The 14,898-nt window shown below is 61.2% G+C and carries 13 protein-coding genes; 8 read left to right on the plus strand and 5 right to left on the minus strand.

Annotated features, from left to right (window positions below; genetic code table 11):
* Nucleotides 1-42: 42 nt before the first annotated feature.
* From P3C18_RS01815 to P3C18_RS01825, 3 genes are all read right to left on the minus strand, one after another.
* A complete protein-coding gene (locus tag P3C18_RS01815) occupies nt 43-948 on the minus strand; it encodes a D-hexose-6-phosphate mutarotase (RefSeq protein WP_275960180.1) in 906 nt (301 codons plus the stop codon).
* A 105-nt stretch (nt 949-1,053) separates the two neighbouring features.
* Nucleotides 1,054-2,430 carry a TRAP transporter large permease subunit gene (locus P3C18_RS01820; protein ID WP_275960181.1) on the minus strand — a complete coding sequence of 459 codons (1,377 nt, stop codon included), beginning with the start codon at nt 2,428-2,430 and terminating at the stop codon, nt 1,054-1,056.
* The gene (locus P3C18_RS01825) at nt 2,423-2,968 is read right to left on the minus strand and encodes a TRAP transporter small permease subunit (protein WP_275960182.1); all 546 of its coding nucleotides are present in this window, start codon (nt 2,966-2,968) and stop codon (nt 2,423-2,425) included. The genes P3C18_RS01820 and P3C18_RS01825 overlap by 8 nt, the downstream gene beginning before the upstream one ends.
* A gap of 196 nt (nt 2,969-3,164) precedes the next feature.
* Between P3C18_RS01825 and P3C18_RS01830 the strand changes: the two genes are divergently transcribed.
* A complete protein-coding gene (locus tag P3C18_RS01830; RefSeq protein WP_275960183.1) occupies nt 3,165-4,265 on the plus strand; it encodes a TRAP transporter substrate-binding protein in 1,101 nt (366 codons plus the stop codon).
* Between the two features lie 284 nt (nt 4,266-4,549).
* On the opposite strand, the gene P3C18_RS01835 is transcribed toward P3C18_RS01830, so the two are convergent.
* Both P3C18_RS01835 and P3C18_RS01840 read right to left on the minus strand, forming a co-directional pair.
* Nucleotides 4,550-4,822, minus strand: coding sequence for a hypothetical protein (locus tag P3C18_RS01835; RefSeq protein ID WP_275960184.1), 273 nt, complete (start codon nt 4,820-4,822; stop codon nt 4,550-4,552).
* A gap of 218 nt (nt 4,823-5,040) precedes the next feature.
* A complete protein-coding gene (locus P3C18_RS01840) occupies nt 5,041-5,442 on the minus strand; it encodes an acyl-CoA thioesterase (RefSeq protein ID WP_160342913.1) in 402 nt (133 codons plus the stop codon).
* A gap of 311 nt (nt 5,443-5,753) precedes the next feature.
* Here P3C18_RS01840 and P3C18_RS01845 point away from each other — a divergent pair, with 311 nt between their 5' ends.
* The 7 genes from P3C18_RS01845 (at nt 5,754) to P3C18_RS01875 (ending at nt 14,810) form a co-directional block, all read left to right on the plus strand.
* Nucleotides 5,754-6,725: a phosphate ABC transporter substrate-binding protein PstS family protein gene (locus P3C18_RS01845; RefSeq protein WP_160013773.1), complete on the plus strand. Its 972-nt coding sequence runs from the start codon at nt 5,754-5,756 to the stop codon at nt 6,723-6,725.
* A 180-nt stretch (nt 6,726-6,905) separates the two neighbouring features.
* Entirely contained in the window at nt 6,906-9,191 is a 2,286-nt protein-coding gene (locus tag P3C18_RS01850; RefSeq protein ID WP_275960185.1) for an ABC transporter permease subunit, read from the plus strand.
* 15 nt (nt 9,192-9,206) lie between these two features.
* Entirely contained in the window at nt 9,207-10,883 is a 1,677-nt protein-coding gene (pstA, locus tag P3C18_RS01855; RefSeq protein WP_275960186.1) for a phosphate ABC transporter permease PstA, read from the plus strand.
* Between the two features lie 63 nt (nt 10,884-10,946).
* Nucleotides 10,947-11,780 (plus strand): phosphate ABC transporter ATP-binding protein PstB, encoded by an 834-nt coding sequence (gene pstB / locus P3C18_RS01860; protein WP_275960187.1) that lies wholly within the window; start codon nt 10,947-10,949, stop codon nt 11,778-11,780.
* Between the two features lie 142 nt (nt 11,781-11,922).
* On the plus strand, nt 11,923-12,654 hold the full coding sequence (gene phoU, locus P3C18_RS01865) for a phosphate signaling complex protein PhoU (protein ID WP_090379653.1): 732 nt from the start codon (nt 11,923-11,925) through the stop codon (nt 12,652-12,654).
* Nucleotides 12,655-12,799: 145 nt separating this feature from the next.
* Nucleotides 12,800-13,711 carry a response regulator gene (locus tag P3C18_RS01870; protein ID WP_275960188.1) on the plus strand — a complete coding sequence of 304 codons (912 nt, stop codon included), beginning with the start codon at nt 12,800-12,802 and terminating at the stop codon, nt 13,709-13,711.
* A 202-nt stretch (nt 13,712-13,913) separates the two neighbouring features.
* Complete coding sequence (locus P3C18_RS01875) at nt 13,914-14,810, plus strand: peptidoglycan DD-metalloendopeptidase family protein (RefSeq protein WP_275960189.1); 897 nt, start codon at nt 13,914-13,916, stop codon at nt 14,808-14,810.
* The last annotated feature ends 88 nt before the right edge of the window (nt 14,811-14,898 follow it).

Genomic DNA, 14,898 nt, shown 5'->3' on the forward strand with positions numbered 1-14,898 from the left:
CCGAATGGGCTCGGCGCGGGGAAGGGATGAACCGTTGGTCGGTTAAGCGCTGCTGGGTTCAGCCCAGAGGCTCACATCGAGCTGGTGCTGCTCACCCGCCGCCAGCACGCGGATGTCGTCCAGCACATTGGCGTGTTCGATACACAGCATGCCGGGCCAGGCGTCGGCGGCGAATTGTGAGAGGCGTTGCGCCTTGTCGGTCCAGGGGTTCCACAGCACGGCCGAATTCGAGCCACTGCTGTGCAGCTGGATGCGCCGCCGCCAGGCACGGTCGAGGATGCTCAGCTGCGCCGGGGTATCGAGGTAGATACGGTCGGTCTCGCCGCTGAACTGCAGCAGGCCGTCCTGCTGGCGTTGCTGCCAGTCTTCCAGGGTTTCGATATAGCGGCAGCCGTGCAGGCCTTCGACCGCAACCTTGCGGACATCGCTGACGGCAAAATAGCTGTGCAGCGCCTGGCTGATCGCCAGCGGCGTGTCGCCCAGGTTGCGGCTGCTTAGCTGGATATGCAGGCGCTCATCCAGGCGAATGGATAAGCGCAGTTCGGCGGCGTGGGGCCAGTCGGTCAGGGGCTGGGTGGCGCTGTTGTAGATGAACTCCAGGTGGATGCCGTCATCGCGGCTGTCGATGCCTTGCAGCTGCCAGTCGAGGTTGCGTACCAGGCCATGGGCAGGCGCAGTTTCTGGCTGTAGATGCATGGCCTGCACTGCCGGCGGGTTGCGTTGCAGGCTGCCGAACCAGGGCCAGCACACCGGCACGCCGCCGCGCACGCCCTGGCCGCGCTTGTAGGCCGCTTGCTCGCTGAGCCAGATCAGCGGCGGTTGATCATCCGCCTGGTAGCTGAGGATTTGCGCGCCTTGCTGGCTGATCAGTAGTTCATAGGCGCCATAGCGCGCGCGCCAGCAGGTCAGCTCGTCCAGTTCAAGGCGTTCAACATGGGATCTGGCCATCGGCGTACTCGTAGAAGGAAGAATAAAGAAGGCTATTGGAGCCCAGCTTGCGCGCAGAAAGCAAAACGCCCGTCAGTGACGGGCGTTTTTTGGCTGGAGTCAGGCCTACTTGCCGTAGACCTGTTCCGGCAGCCAGGTGATCAGCCCCGGGAACTGGTAGGCAATCACCAGCAGCAGGATCTGGATCATGATAAACGGCAGCACACCCTTATAGATGGTGCTGGTGGGCACCGATGCCGGGGTGACGCCGCGCAGGTAGAACAGCGCAAAGCCAAACGGCGGGGTGAGGAAGGAGGTCTGCAGGTTCAGCGCGATCATCACGCCCAGCCACACCGGGTCCAAGCCCATGGCCAGCAATACCGGGCCGACAATCGGCACCACCACGAAGGTGATTTCGATAAAGTCGAGGATAAAGCCGAGCAGGAAGATCACCACCATCACCAGGAAGAACGCGCCAAGCACGCCGCCGGGCAACTGGGCAAAGATGTCCTCGATCATCGCTTCGCCGCCGAAGCCGCGGAACACCAGGGAGAACAGCGAGGCGCCGATCAGGATGAGGAATACCATGGCGCTGATTTCGGTGGTGCCGTAGGCCACTTGACGCAGTTGGCCGAAGTTCAGTTTGCCCTTGTAGAAGGCCAGCAGCATCGCGCCGAGGGCGCCGAGTGCAGCGGCTTCGGTCGGGGTGGCGTAGCCGGCGAGGATCGAGCCGAGTACCGCGCCGATCAACAGCAGCGGCGGTACCAGGGCGTTGATCAGCTTGCCCCACTCGATCGGGCCCAGCTCTTCCTGCGGCAGGGCCGGCAGCTTCTTCGGTTGCAGGATCGCCACGCCGATGATGTAGAGGATGTACATGCCCACCAGCATCAAGCCGGGGATCAGCGCACCGACGAACAGGTCACCGACCGAGACGGTCTTCGGCGAGAAGATGCCCATCTTCAGCTGCGCCTGTTGGTAGGCGCTGGACATCACGTCGCCCAGCAGCACCAGCACAATGGACGGCGGGATGATCTGCCCCAAGGTGCCGGTGGCGGCCAGGGTGCCGGTGGCAATCGCCGGGTCATAACCGCGGCGCAGCATGGTTGGCAGAGCCAGCAGGCCCATGGTCACCACGGTGGCGCCGACAATACCGGTGGAGGCTGCCAGCAGCGCGCCGACCACACACACGGAAATCGCCAGGCCGCCGCGCAGGGTGCCGAACAGCCGCGACATGGATTCCAGCAAGTCTTCGGCAACCCTGGACTTCTCCAGCATCACCCCCATAAACACGAACAGCGGCACCGCCAGCATGGTCTGGTTGTTCATGATGCCAAACAGGCGGTTGGGCAGGGCGCTCAGGTAGCCGCCATCGAAGGTGCCGGTGAGGATGCCAATGCCGGCAAACAGCAGCGATACACCGCCCAGGGTAAAGGCCACCGGGTAGCCGGCCATCAGGGCCGCGCAGATGCTGATAAACAGCAGAATCGCCATCAACTCAGCCATGCTTCACCTCCACGGCTGGCATGCGGCCGGTGAGGATATTGGCGAATTTGATCAAGTCGGAGATTCCTTGTAATACCAGGCTGACCACCAGCACCAGGATGATGCTCTTCTGCAGGTAGACGAATTTCAGCCCGCCGGACTCGCTGGAACCTTCCAGGGTCGACCAGGAATTGCTGACGTAATCCCAGCTGGCCCAACCGAGGAACAGGCACACCGGCAGCAGAAATAGCAGGGTGCCGAGGCTGTCGACCAGGGCTTTACGTTTGGCGCTGAACTTCTGGTAGAAGATGTCGACGCGTACATGGCCGTTGCATTGCAACACCCAGGCGGCGGCGCCCATGAATACCAGTGCGTGGGCGTACAGCACAGCTTCCTGCAGGGCGGTAGCGCCGATGCCGAAACCGTAACGCAGGACCACCACGATGGCAGTGCCCAGCACCAGAAACAGGGTCAGCCAGGCACAGGCCTTGCCGAAACGGGCGTTGAATGAATCGATCAGACGGGCAAGGCCGAGCAGCAGAGGAGGTTTATCGGACATTATGAGTCCTTATGGTTATGGGCTTTGTGGGCAGGCAGGCCGGCGATTCTAGGCAGGCCTGTACGCGTGCGGCAATGGCACTACAACTTTAGTCGTATCCGCTAGGCTTGAGAGTCACTTACCCCTATGTTACTCAGGCGCGGTGGGTCCGCAGTGATCCTGTGGTCAGACCACTACAACAATAAAGGAGCTTTGCATGAAACGTCGTCAAATTCTCGCAGCAGCAGGCGTAGGCCTTGCAGCCACGGCACTGGCCGGTTGCAAACAAGAAGCTGAAACCGCTGGTAAGCCCCAAGAAGGCGCGAGCAGCCAAACCTTCAACTGGAAAATGGTCACCTCCTGGCCGAAGAACTTCCCCGGCGTAGGCGTCGGTGCCGAGCGCTTCGCCAAGCTGGTTGAGGAAATGAGTAACGGCCGCTTGAAGGTCAAGGTCTACGCCGCTGGCGAGCTGGTGCCGGCGCTGGAAGTATTCGATGCAGTGAGCCGCGGTACCGCCGAAATGGGCCACGGTGCGCCTTACTACTGGAAGGGCAAAGTGCCGGCCGCGCAGTTCTTCTGCGCCCTGCCGTTTGGCCCCAACGCCCAGGAAATGAATGCCTGGCTGCACAAAGGCGGCGGCATGCAGCTGTGGGAAGAAACCTACAAACCGTTCGGCGTACTGCCGATGGCCTGCGGCGCGACTGGCGTGCAGACCGCCGGTTGGTTCAACAAGGAAATCAACGGCGTTGATGACTTCAAGGGCCTGAAGATGCGTACCCCAGGCCTGGGCGGCGAAGTGCTGACCAAAATGGGCGGCACCGTGGTCAACATGCCGGCTGGTGAAATCTTCACCGCGCTGCAAACTGGCGCCATCGACGCCACCGAGTGGATCGGCCCATACAACGACCAGGCCCTGGGCCTGCACAAAGCCGCCAAGTACTACTACACCCCGGGCTGGCAAGAGCCGAACGTGACCTTCGAACTGGACGTCAACATCAAGGCCTGGGAAACCCTGCCGGCCGATCTGCAGGCCATCGTCCGCGCTGCCGCGCGTGATGTGAACGGCGACATGCTCGACGACTACAACGCGAAGAACATGGAAGCTCTGGAGCAGCTCAAAGGCGAGGGCGTGGAAGTACGCCGTCTGCCGGACGAAGTGCTGGCCAAGCTTAAGGAAGTGGCCGCCGAAGTGGTCGACGCCAGCGCCGCAGCCGATCCGGTAGCGAGCAAGGTGTGGGCGCAGCAGAAGGCTTATCTGCAGCGTCTGTACGAGTACGCCGAGCTGAACGAGAAGGACATCTACAACATCCGCGGCTAATTTCTATCGCACAGCAAAACGCCGGCTCATAGCCGTAATGCTGTTCACATAAGAAAAATGCCGCTTCGCCCTTGCCAGGGAAGCGGCATTTCTTTGTGCTCACCACCGTAGGATGGGTGCTAACCCATCAATTGGCTGATGGGTTAGCACCCATCCTACGGCCTGAACCACTGCCAAAGACTTAGAGCGAGGAAGATTTCAAAGCCCGCCGCTCTATAGGGCGTAAAGCGACCCCACTTAACTGAACAGCATTGGCTAATAGCCGGCGTTTTTGTTGCTGTAGCTTACTTCTTCAGCAGTTGCAGGTAGTCCTTGAGTGACTGCTCGTCGGCGGCTTTGACGGTCATGCCGTTCGGGCCGGTACCGATTTCGGTGAACTGCTTGGCCGGTTCGCCATGCTCTTTGAAGTCTTTCAGCTCTTGTGAGTCCTCACGGAATACCCACAGACGGCCGTCTTCAACTTCAGTGACGAAGCCCGGCTTGTTGAATTCAGATGCAGCAACGGAACCTGCGAACAGGCTGGCGAGCAGCATGGCGCTCAGGGTTATTTTCTTCATGGCTATATCCTGCGTAGTGGGTTGAGAACAACGCAGAAACTAAAAGCCCGGTATGACGGAAAAGTTACAGATTTGAATATACGCTTTGGCAAATGTATCGGGATTTTTCCGGGCCAAGTGCCAGGGTGCCATCAGCTCGCAGGATGGGTCGGGCCGCGCAGGTGCTAACCCATCAGCGCAATTGTCATGGGACCACGACTGATGGGCTGCCGCCCATCCTACCGCCGTGCCGGCACCGGGCGGGTGCGGCCGCTGCCGTCGATGGCGACAAACACGAACACCGCTTCGGTGACCTTGCGCCATTCGCTGGACAGCGGATCGTCGCTCCACACTTCAACCAGCATCTGGATCGAGCTGCGGCCCACTTCCACGGTTTGCGTATAGAAGGACAGTTGCGCGCCTACCGCTACCGGCACCAGAAAGGCCATGCGGTCGATGGCCACGGTGGCTACACGGCCACCGGCGACTTTGCTGGCCATGGCGGTGCCGGCCAGGTCCATCTGCGATACCAGCCAGCCGCCGTAGATATCGCCAAAACCGTTGGTTTCACGCGGCAGCGCGGTGATCTGCAAAGCCAGGTCGCCTTGCGGGATGGGGTCTTCCTGTTCGAAATCGTGCATCGGATAGGCTCGCGGCGCGGTTGTTGTTATTGGCGCGGTGCGGGGCTTCGCGGTGGCGGCGAGTCAGGCTCTGCGGCTATCGCGGGTCGGCCCAGCAGGCCCGCGGGAGTGCGGGCGCAGCGAGTATAGCGACTCGGCAGTCGCAGGGCGACCATGGCACTTGGCCGCCTGGGCTTTGCACGCCAGTGCATCGACTGCGGCAAAATTTCAGCAGCGTTCATCTAACTGTCACATTGCATACATACAGTCGTCATGCGGCCTACAGATACTTGGCCCCGTTCAATCCAACACTAGTCTGCTAGGAGTAAGGCATGAAACTTAAGCGTTTGATGGCGGCCATGACTTTTGTCGCCGCTGGCGTGGCTACCGCCACTGCGGTTGCTGCTGTCGATCCGGCTCTGCCGAGCTACACCAAAACTTCCGGCGTATCGGGCAACCTGTCCAGCGTTGGTTCCGACTCCCTGGCCAACCTGATGACTCTGTGGGCTGAAGAGTTCAAAAAGGAATACCCGAACGTCAACATCCAGATCCAGGCCGCCGGCTCGAGCACTGCGCCGCCCGCTCTGACTGAAGGCACCGCCAGCATGGGCCCAATGAGCCGCCCAATGAAGGATGCCGAGATCCAGGCGTTCGAAGAGAAATACGGCTACAAGCCGACTGCCGTACCGGTGGCCATCGACGCCCTGGCGGTATTCGTGCACAAAGACAACCCAATCAAGAGCCTGGACATGGCTCAGGTTGACGCGATCTTCTCCAGCACCCGCCTGTGCGGTGGCGCTACCGATATCAAAACCTGGGGTGACCTGGGCATGACCGGCGAGTGGGCTGCCAAGCCGATCCAGCTGTTCGGTCGTAACTCGGTATCCGGCACTTACGGTTACTTCAAAGAAGAAGCCCTGTGCAAAGGCGACTACAAGGCTAACGTCAACGAGCAGCCAGGTTCGGCTTCCGTGGTGCAGTCGATCTCCAGCACCATCAACGCCATCGGTTACTCGGGTATCGGCTACAAGACTTCCAGCGTGAAGACTGTGCCTCTGTCGAAGAAAGGCGGCGAAGCTTTTGACGCCAACGAAGAAAACGCTCTGGCTGGCAAGTTCCCGCTGGCTCGCTTCTTCTACGTTTACGTCAACAAGGCGCCGAACAAGCCGCTGAGCCCGCTGGACGCCGAGTTCGTCAAGCTGGTGCTGTCCAAGCAAGGCCAGGAAGTTGTCGTGAAAGACGGCTACATCCCGCTGCCAAGCAAAGTGGCTGCGAAAACCCTGAAGGAACTGGGCCTGGAGTAATCCTGGTACAGGCAAGGACGCCTAAGTAAGTCGCACGCCCGCCTCCGTTTACGACAGGTGGGCGTTGCTTTGTCAAAGCGCTGTAACTTTTCTGTCACATAGGGCGGCTAGAGTTAGCGCCTCGTATAGCGACAGAAATCACTATGGCGCGCTCATGGCTGCGCAGAGACGCTCTTCCCTATGAATGACTTGGCTAGTGAAACCATGACCGCCACATCGAAATCCCTCGGGCTGGACTTCAACACCCCGGCCCTGCAGCGCAAGCGGCGTATCCGCGCGCTGAAAGATCGTTTCGCCCGCTGGGCGGTATCCGTCGGTGGTATGGCCGTACTCGGCGCCATCACTCTGATCTTCTTCTATCTGGCTTATGTGGTTATGCCGATGTTCCAGGGCGCCAGCATGGACAGCCGCAAACCGGTGCAGGTTGCCTGGCTGAATGAAGCCGCCGCGCCGCTGCTGCTGACCCTGGAAGAACAGAACCAGATGGGCATGCGCCTGGATCAGAGCGGTAAGGTGCAGTTCTTCGATGCGAAGAAGATGCAGCCGCTGAGCAGCGTGCAGCTGCCGATTCCGGCCAATGCACGGATTGTTGCAGTTGGCACAGATGAGCCGGGTAGCAACCGCGTTGCCCTGGGGCTGTCCAACGGCCAGGTGCTGGTGTTCCAGCATGTCTACAAGATCACCTACCCGAATGATGTAAAGACCATCGCGCCAAGCATCGACTACCCCTTCGGCGATGCGCCGATTGAGCTCGATGCCCAAGGCCGTGAGCTTGACCACGTCGGCCTTAGTCTGAACCGCGGCACGCTGATGCTGGCGGGCTCCACCGGCACCGAGCTGCATGTGGTGAGCCTGGGCCGCGAAGAGAACATGATGACCGGCGAGGTGAGCCTTAGCGAAGAGCGTATCGTTCTGCCGCAGATCGCCGAGCCGATCAAGGCGCTGATTATCGACCCGCGCCACCTGTGGCTGTATGTGGTCAATGGCCGTGCGACTGCCGATGTCTTTGATATGCGCAGCAAAAGCCTGAATGGTCGCTACAAGCTGCTGGAAGACGGCAAGCTGGAAGTCAGCAACGCCACCTCGCTGCTCGGTGGTATCTCGCTGATGATCGGCGACACCAGCGGCGGCATTAGCCAGTGGTTTATGGTGCGTCAGGAAGACGGCAAGGCCTCGCTGACCTCGATCCGCAGCTTCCAGCTGGCTGATAGCCCAATTGTGCAAATTCTCCCGGAAGAGCGCCGCAAGGGCTTCTTCGCCATGGATGCCAAGGGCAACCTGGGTATCTTCCACAGCACTGCGCACCGCACCCTGCTGGTTGAACCTGTTGCTGAAGGCCAGGCCCTGGCTGCTCTGTCGCCGCGCGCCAACCGCGTGCTGGTGGAGAGCGACGGCCAGCTGCAGCGTTTCCTGGTCGACAACCCGCACCCGGAAATTTCCTGGAGTTCGCTGTGGGGCAAGGTCTGGTACGAGAACTATGACGCGCCGGGCCACGTCTGGCAGTCCACCTCTGCCAGCACTGACAACGAACCCAAACTGAGCCTCGCGCCGCTGGCCTTCGGTACCCTGAAAGCGGCGTTCTACGCCATGCTTCTGGCTGCGCCGCTGGCTATCGCTGCCGCCCTCTACACCGCCTACTTTATGGCCCCGGCGCTGCGCCGCAAGGTCAAGCCGGTGATTGAGCTGATGGAAGCGCTGCCAACGGTGATCCTCGGCTTCTTCGCCGGCCTGTTCCTCGCGCCTTATGTGGAAGGTCACCTGCCGGGCATCTTCAGCCTGCTGCTGTTTACCCCAATCGGCATTCTGCTGGCCGGTTACCTGTGGAGCCGCCTGCCAGAGTCGATCCGCCTGAGCGTGCCGGACGGCTGGGAGTCGGCGCTGCTGATCCCGGTGATTCTGCTGGTCGGCTATGTGTCGCTGGCCATGAGCGGCCATGTCGAGAACTGGCTGTTCGACGGCAATATGCGCATGTGGCTGAGCAATGATCTGGGCATTCCGTTCGACCAGCGCAACGCCCTGGTGGTCGGCCTGGCCATGGGCTTTGCGGTGATCCCGACCATCTACTCGATTGCCGAAGACGCCGTGTTCAGCGTGCCGAAGAGCCTGACCTTCGGTTCCCTGGCCCTCGGTGCTACGCCGTGGCAGACCCTGACCCGCGTGGTGATTCTTACCGCCAGCCCAGGCATCTTCTCGGCGGTGATGATCGGCATGGGTCGCGCCGTTGGCGAAACCATGATCGTGCTGATGGCTACCGGCAACACCGCGATTATGGACATGAACATCTTCGAAGGCTTGCGCACCCTGGCCGCCAACGTGGCGGTGGAAATGCCCGAATCGGAAGTCGGTGGTACCCACTACCGCGTGCTGTTCCTCTCGGCGCTGGTGCTGCTCGGCTTCACCTTTGTCATGAACACCCTGGCGGAGCTGGTGCGCCAGCGTCTGCGCGTCAAGTACGCCTCGCTCTAAGGCTTGGGAAGGTATATGTCCGTGAAACAGAACAACCTGAAAACCTGGTTCAAGAGCGGTACCCCGTGGATCTGGATGAATGCCGGCGCGGTGTCGATCGCGGTGATCATGACCCTGGGTCTGATGATGGTGATCGCCGTGCGCGGCCTCGGCCACTTCTGGCCGGCGGATATCGTTGAGGCCCACTACCAGATCCCTGGCCAGTCCGCCCGCGTGATGGCCGGCGAGATCACCCAGATCGAAGAAGTGCCGCGTGCCCGTCTGGCGGCTTCCGGCTTGCCGGTGGACGTCAACGGCGGCGAGTTTATGACCCGCGAGCTGTTCAAGGTGGGTAACCGCGACGTGTATGGCGCGGACTTCACCTGGGTGGTCGGCGAATGGCTGAGCGACCTGCGCACCCCGGAAAACCTCACGGCGTTGGAGCGTCGCGAGTGGGGCAACTTCTACGGCTACCTGGTTAACGTCAAGGAAGCCGGTGAACTGGTTGCCGAGGGCGATGCCAGCTGGCCGGTGCTGCTGGAACGCATCGAGCGTGTCGAGCAGCTGCACAAGCAACTGGTGCGCCTGGAGAAGAAGGACATCGGCCGGATCAACGCCGGGCTTGAGCGCATTCGTTTGAAAACCCGCAAGCTGGAGCTGCAGGGCAAACTGGACGAAGTCGCCCAGGCCGAGCTGGACGCCGAGCGCGCGCAGTGGGATGCCGAGTACAAGGTGCTGGAGACCGAGCTGATCGCCCTCAACCAGGCGTTCAACCGCGACAGCGCCACGCTGAAGACCGCCGATGGCCGCGAAGTGACCATCAGCCTGGGCAAGGTGGTACGGGCCTTCCAGCCGAATGCCATGGGCATGGGTGACAAGCTCGGCTTCTACTTCGCCAAGCTGTGGGAGTTCGTCAGCGACGACCCGCGTGAAGCCAACACCGAAGGCGGTATTTTCCCGGCGATTTTCGGCACCGTGATGATGACCCTGATCATGGCCGTGATCGTTACCCCGTTCGGCGTGGTCGCAGCCATCTACCTGCGCGAATACGCCAAGCAGGGCCCGCTGACCCGGGTGATCCGCATCGCGGTAAACAACCTGGCGGGCGTCCCGGCCATCGTTTACGGGGTATTCGGCCTGGGCTTCTTCGTCTATGTGCTGGGTGGCTCGCTCGACCGCATGTTCTTCCCGGAAGCTGCGCCGGCGCCGACCTTCGGTACGCCGGGCCTGCTCTGGGCCTCGCTGACCCTGGCGATCCTTACCCTGCCGGTGGTGATCGTGGCCACCGAAGAAGGTCTGGCACGGATTCCCCGCGCCGTGCGTGAAGGCTCTCTGGCCCTCGGCGCGACCAAGGTGGAAACCCTCTGGCGCGTGGTGCTGCCAATGGCCAGCCCGGCGATGATGACCGGCCTGATTCTCGCCGTGGCCCGCGCCGCTGGTGAAGTGGCGCCGCTGATGCTGGTGGGCGTGGTCAAGCTGGCGCCGAGTCTGCCGGTGGATGGCAACTACCCGTATCTGCATCTTGATCAGAAGATCATGCACCTGGGCTTCCACATCTACGACGTCGGCTTCCAGAGCCCCAACGTCGAGGCCGCGCGGCCGCTGGTATATGCCACTGCGCTGCTGCTGGTGCTGGTCATCGTGGTGCTGAATATGGCGGCGGTCTATATCCGCAACCACCTGCGCGAGAAGTACAAGGCGCTGGATCACTAATCATTGCGCCGCGGCCTGCTGGCCGCGGCGGCTTAACGAATTTGTTAGCGTAGGGAGCATCCCATGCAGCACGAAGCACATACACACGGTATCGACATGGCGGCCCTCGGCCGCGACCGCCAGGGCCTGAGCATGGCCAACGAGCGCGTGGCCATCGACGTGCCGGGTCTGAACCTGTACTACGGCGAGAAGCAGGCGCTGTTCGACGTCAAGATGAGCATTCCCAACCAGCGCGTAACGGCCTTTATCGGCCCGTCTGGTTGCGGCAAGTCGACCCTGCTGCGCACCTTCAACCGGATGAATGATCTGGTCGACGGTTGCCGCGTAGAAGGCGAAATCAACCTCGACGGCACCAACATCTACCGCAAAGGCGAGGATGTCGCCGAGCTGCGTCGTCGCGTCGGCATGGTGTTCCAGAAGCCCAACCCGTTCCCCAAGAGCATCTACGAGAACGTGGTGTACGGCCTGCGCATCCAGGGCATCAACCAGAAGCGCGTGCTCGATGAAGCCGTGGAATGGGCACTGAAAAGCGCGGCGCTGTGGGATGAGGTCAAAGACCGTCTGCACGACTCGGCACTCGGCCTCTCCGGTGGTCAGCAACAGCGTCTGGTGATCGCCCGTACCGTGGCGGTACAGCCAGAAGTGCTGCTGCTCGACGAACCCTGCTCGGCGCTCGACCCGATCTCCACGCTGAAAGTCGAAGAGCTGATCTACGAACTGAAATCCAAGTACACCATCGTCATCGTTACCCACAATATGCAGCAGGCGGCGCGGGTCTCGGATTACACGGCGTTTATGTACATGGGCAAACTGATCGAGTTCGGTGATACCGATACGCTGTTCACCAACCCGGACAAGAAACAGACTGAGGACTACATCACCGGTCGTTACGGTTGATGGCCACGCCATAACGCGCCGGGCGGCGTTGGCGAAGCTTGCCGTACAAATCGTATTGTCTGCGCTTCGCCGCCTTGCCCGACACGTTCTGGAAAATCCCATTCGCTGTCGACACGTATCCGGTTAAACCAAGGGTTTGCATATGATCAACAAAGAAAACCTTACCCAGCATATCTCCCAGCAATTCAACGTCGAGCTGGAGGAGGTGCGCAGCCACCTGCTGGCGATGGGCGGCCTGGTCGAGAAGCAGGTCAACGACGCGGTGACCGCACTGATCGATGCCGACTCCGGTCTGGCTCAGCAAGTGCGCGAGATCGATGACCAGATCAACCAGATGGAACGCAATATCGACGAAGAGTGCGTGCGCATTCTTGCTCGTCGTCAGCCGGCGGCCTCCGACCTGCGTTTGATCATCAGCATCTCCAAGTCGGTAATCGACCTCGAGCGCATCGGCGACGAAGCCACCAAGATCGCTAAGCGCGCGATCCTGCTGTGCGAAGAAGGCGAAGCGCCGCGCGGTTATGTGGAAGTGCGGCATATCGGTGATCAGGTACGCCGGATGGTGCAGGAGGCGCTGGACGCTTTCGCCCGTTTCGACGCCGACCTGGCGCTGTCGGTGGCGCAGTACGACAAGACCGTCGACCGCGAATACAAGACCGCACTGCGTGAGCTGGTGACCTTTATGATGGAAGACCCGCGCTCGATCTCGCGCGTGCTCAACATCATCTGGGCTCTGCGTTCGCTGGAGCGCATCGGCGATCACGCGCGCAATATTGCTGAACTGGTGATCTACCTGGTACGCGGCACCGACGTCAAACACATCGGCCTGACCCGTATGCAGGAAGAAGTGCAGGGCACCAACAAGGGCAACTGAGTCGGCTGTTGCGGGCGGCGTTGACGCGCTGCCCGTGCGACCCTGCATGGCCAAGATGCACCTGATCGCGACATATGGTGCATTTCGGTTGGCCTTTGGCCAGTAGCCGTGACTATGCTTAAGGCCATCAGAACAGGAGTGGCCGATGAGCAAAGTCAGCGTGCTGGTAGTGGACGACGCAACCTTTATCCGCGATTTGGTGAAGAAGGGTTTGCGCGACCACTTTCCAGGCATCCAGATCGAGGAAGCCGTCAACGGGCGCAAAGCCCTGCAGATGCTGACGCGCCAGCCGGTTGACCTGATTCTCTGTGACTGGGAAATGCCGGAAATGTCTGGCCTGGAACTGCTCACCTGGTGCCGCGAACAAGAAGCCCTGAAGATCGTGCCGTTTATCATGGTCACCAGCCGCGGTGACAAAGAGAACGTGGTGCAGGCGATCCAGGCCGGCGTTTCCGACTTTATCGGCAAGCCCTTTTCCAACGAGCAACTGATCACTAAGGTGAAAAAGGCCCTCAGCCGTGCCGGCAAATTGCAGGCGCTGATGTCCAGCGCACCGCCAAAAATGCTCAGCAGCGGCGCCTTCGCCAACGATTCGCTGTCCGCCTTGACCGGCGGCAAGGCCGATGTAGTCAAACCCGCAGCAGGGCCGGCCGTGCAGGCTGCGGCGGCCTTTGCCGGTAAACCTGCCGCCAAAGCCCCTGCCGCCAGCGCGCCTAGCGGTCGCGGGCAAGGCCAGTTGCGGTTGCCTGGCGGCGCCACCATGTCCTGCGTGATCAAGGCGCTGAGCCTCAAGGAAGCGCTGCTGGTGGTCAAACGCACCGAGGTACTGCCGCAGGTGCTGGAAAGCGCGGTGCTCGATCTGGAACAGGGCGAGGCGGCGGAAACCGCACGGCTCAACGGCTATCTGCATGCCGTCGCGGCGTTCGAGCCAAAGCCCGACAGCGAGTGGCTGCAACTGACCTTCAGATTCGTCGACCGCGACCCGCAGAAGCTCGACTACATCTCCCGTCTAATCGCCCGGGGGACTGCGCAGAAGCACTTCAGCCCTGGCGCGTAGGGTGCCGCTGCGCTTAGCGCCAACCTCCCCGCAATGTGTTGCACGCAGGCGAAGTCTGGACGCCATCCGGGAAAACTGGCGGCTTATACCGACCGGTGGCGGTGAGCCGGTTCACAGCCTGACCCTTGGTGCCTCGCACGGTGGCGGTAGCGCTGCTAATCTCAATGGTCCGGACACAGCACATCATAAGATCCGAGTCGTTATGCTAGGGCGTTTGATACTTCTCTGCAGTTTGTTGACCCTTGCCGGCCAGGCAGCGGCGTTGACTATTTATAAGTACACCGATGCCAACGGCGTGGTCACCTATACCGACCAGGCCGCGCCCGGTGCGCAGGTGTTCGTGTTTCGCGACCGCATGGTTGAGCGCCTGGACAACCAGGTAAAGCTGGAAACCAAGAAGCACGAAGCCGGTGAAACCCTGTTGGTACGCAACGACCTGCACGCCCCGGTGCAGATCGAACTGCGCCTGGAAGGCACTGACAACGTCACGGGTGTGCCGAACAAACCGATCAGCTGGGTGCTGCCGCCGCGCAGCAATATCCGTCTGGCCACCCTGGCCCCGCGCGATGCCAGCAAACCCATGCGTTACACCCCCAAGCTGCGTTATGCCATGGGCGATCCGCGCCTGCTGCCGACGCAGAAGAGCTACCCGCTGCCGTGGCGCGGCGGCCCGTTCCGCCTGACCCAGGGCGCCAACGGTAAGTACAGCCACTTCACCCCGAAAGGTCGTTACGCGATGGATATCGCCATGCCCGAAGGCACGCCGATTGTCGCGGCCCGCAGCGGCATTGTGGTGAAAACCGAGAATCAGCAGAGTGGCCGCGGCAACAACCCGGCGGGCAACTATGTGCGCATCCTGCATGACGACGGCACCATGGGCGTCTACCTGCACTTGATGAAGGGCTCGGTGGCGGTCAGCGAAGGCAGTCGTGTGCGCGCTGGCAGCCTGCTTGCACGCTCTGGCAATACCGGCAACAGCACCGGCCCACACCTGCACTTTGTGGTGCAACGCAATGTCGGCCTGGCGCTGGAATCGATCCCCTTCAACTTCGCCCAGCCGGTCAACAGCCTGCCTAACTTCGCCGTTGGCGGCGAGTAACCAAGCCGTAGGATGGGTTGAGCTTGCGATACCCATCGCTCCGAAATGATGGGTATCGCTCCGCTCAACCCATCCTACAAGGCGGCGA

The organism is Pseudomonas sp. 1928-m, from assembly GCF_029269135.1.
Classification (GTDB): domain Bacteria; phylum Pseudomonadota; class Gammaproteobacteria; order Pseudomonadales; family Pseudomonadaceae; genus Aquipseudomonas.

Coding starts and splice junctions, on each gene's coding strand:
- P3C18_RS01815 (WP_275960180.1), bottom strand. CDS start 948: ATGGCCAGATCCCATGTTGAACGCCTTGAACTGGACGAGCTGACCTGC.
- P3C18_RS01820 (WP_275960181.1), bottom strand. CDS start 2,430: ATGGCTGAGTTGATGGCGATTCTGCTGTTTATCAGCATCTGCGCGGCC.
- P3C18_RS01825 (WP_275960182.1), bottom strand. CDS start 2,968: ATGTCCGATAAACCTCCTCTGCTGCTCGGCCTTGCCCGTCTGATCGAT.
- P3C18_RS01830 (WP_275960183.1), top strand. CDS start 3,165: ATGAAACGTCGTCAAATTCTCGCAGCAGCAGGCGTAGGCCTTGCAGCC.
- P3C18_RS01835 (WP_275960184.1), bottom strand. CDS start 4,822: ATGAAGAAAATAACCCTGAGCGCCATGCTGCTCGCCAGCCTGTTCGCA.
- P3C18_RS01840 (WP_160342913.1), bottom strand. CDS start 5,442: ATGCACGATTTCGAACAGGAAGACCCCATCCCGCAAGGCGACCTGGCT.
- P3C18_RS01845 (WP_160013773.1), top strand. CDS start 5,754: ATGAAACTTAAGCGTTTGATGGCGGCCATGACTTTTGTCGCCGCTGGC.
- P3C18_RS01850 (WP_275960185.1), top strand. CDS start 6,906: ATGAATGACTTGGCTAGTGAAACCATGACCGCCACATCGAAATCCCTC.
- pstA (WP_275960186.1), top strand. CDS start 9,207: ATGTCCGTGAAACAGAACAACCTGAAAACCTGGTTCAAGAGCGGTACC.
- pstB (WP_275960187.1), top strand. CDS start 10,947: ATGCAGCACGAAGCACATACACACGGTATCGACATGGCGGCCCTCGGC.
- phoU (WP_090379653.1), top strand. CDS start 11,923: ATGATCAACAAAGAAAACCTTACCCAGCATATCTCCCAGCAATTCAAC.
- P3C18_RS01870 (WP_275960188.1), top strand. CDS start 12,800: ATGAGCAAAGTCAGCGTGCTGGTAGTGGACGACGCAACCTTTATCCGC.
- P3C18_RS01875 (WP_275960189.1), top strand. CDS start 13,914: ATGCTAGGGCGTTTGATACTTCTCTGCAGTTTGTTGACCCTTGCCGGC.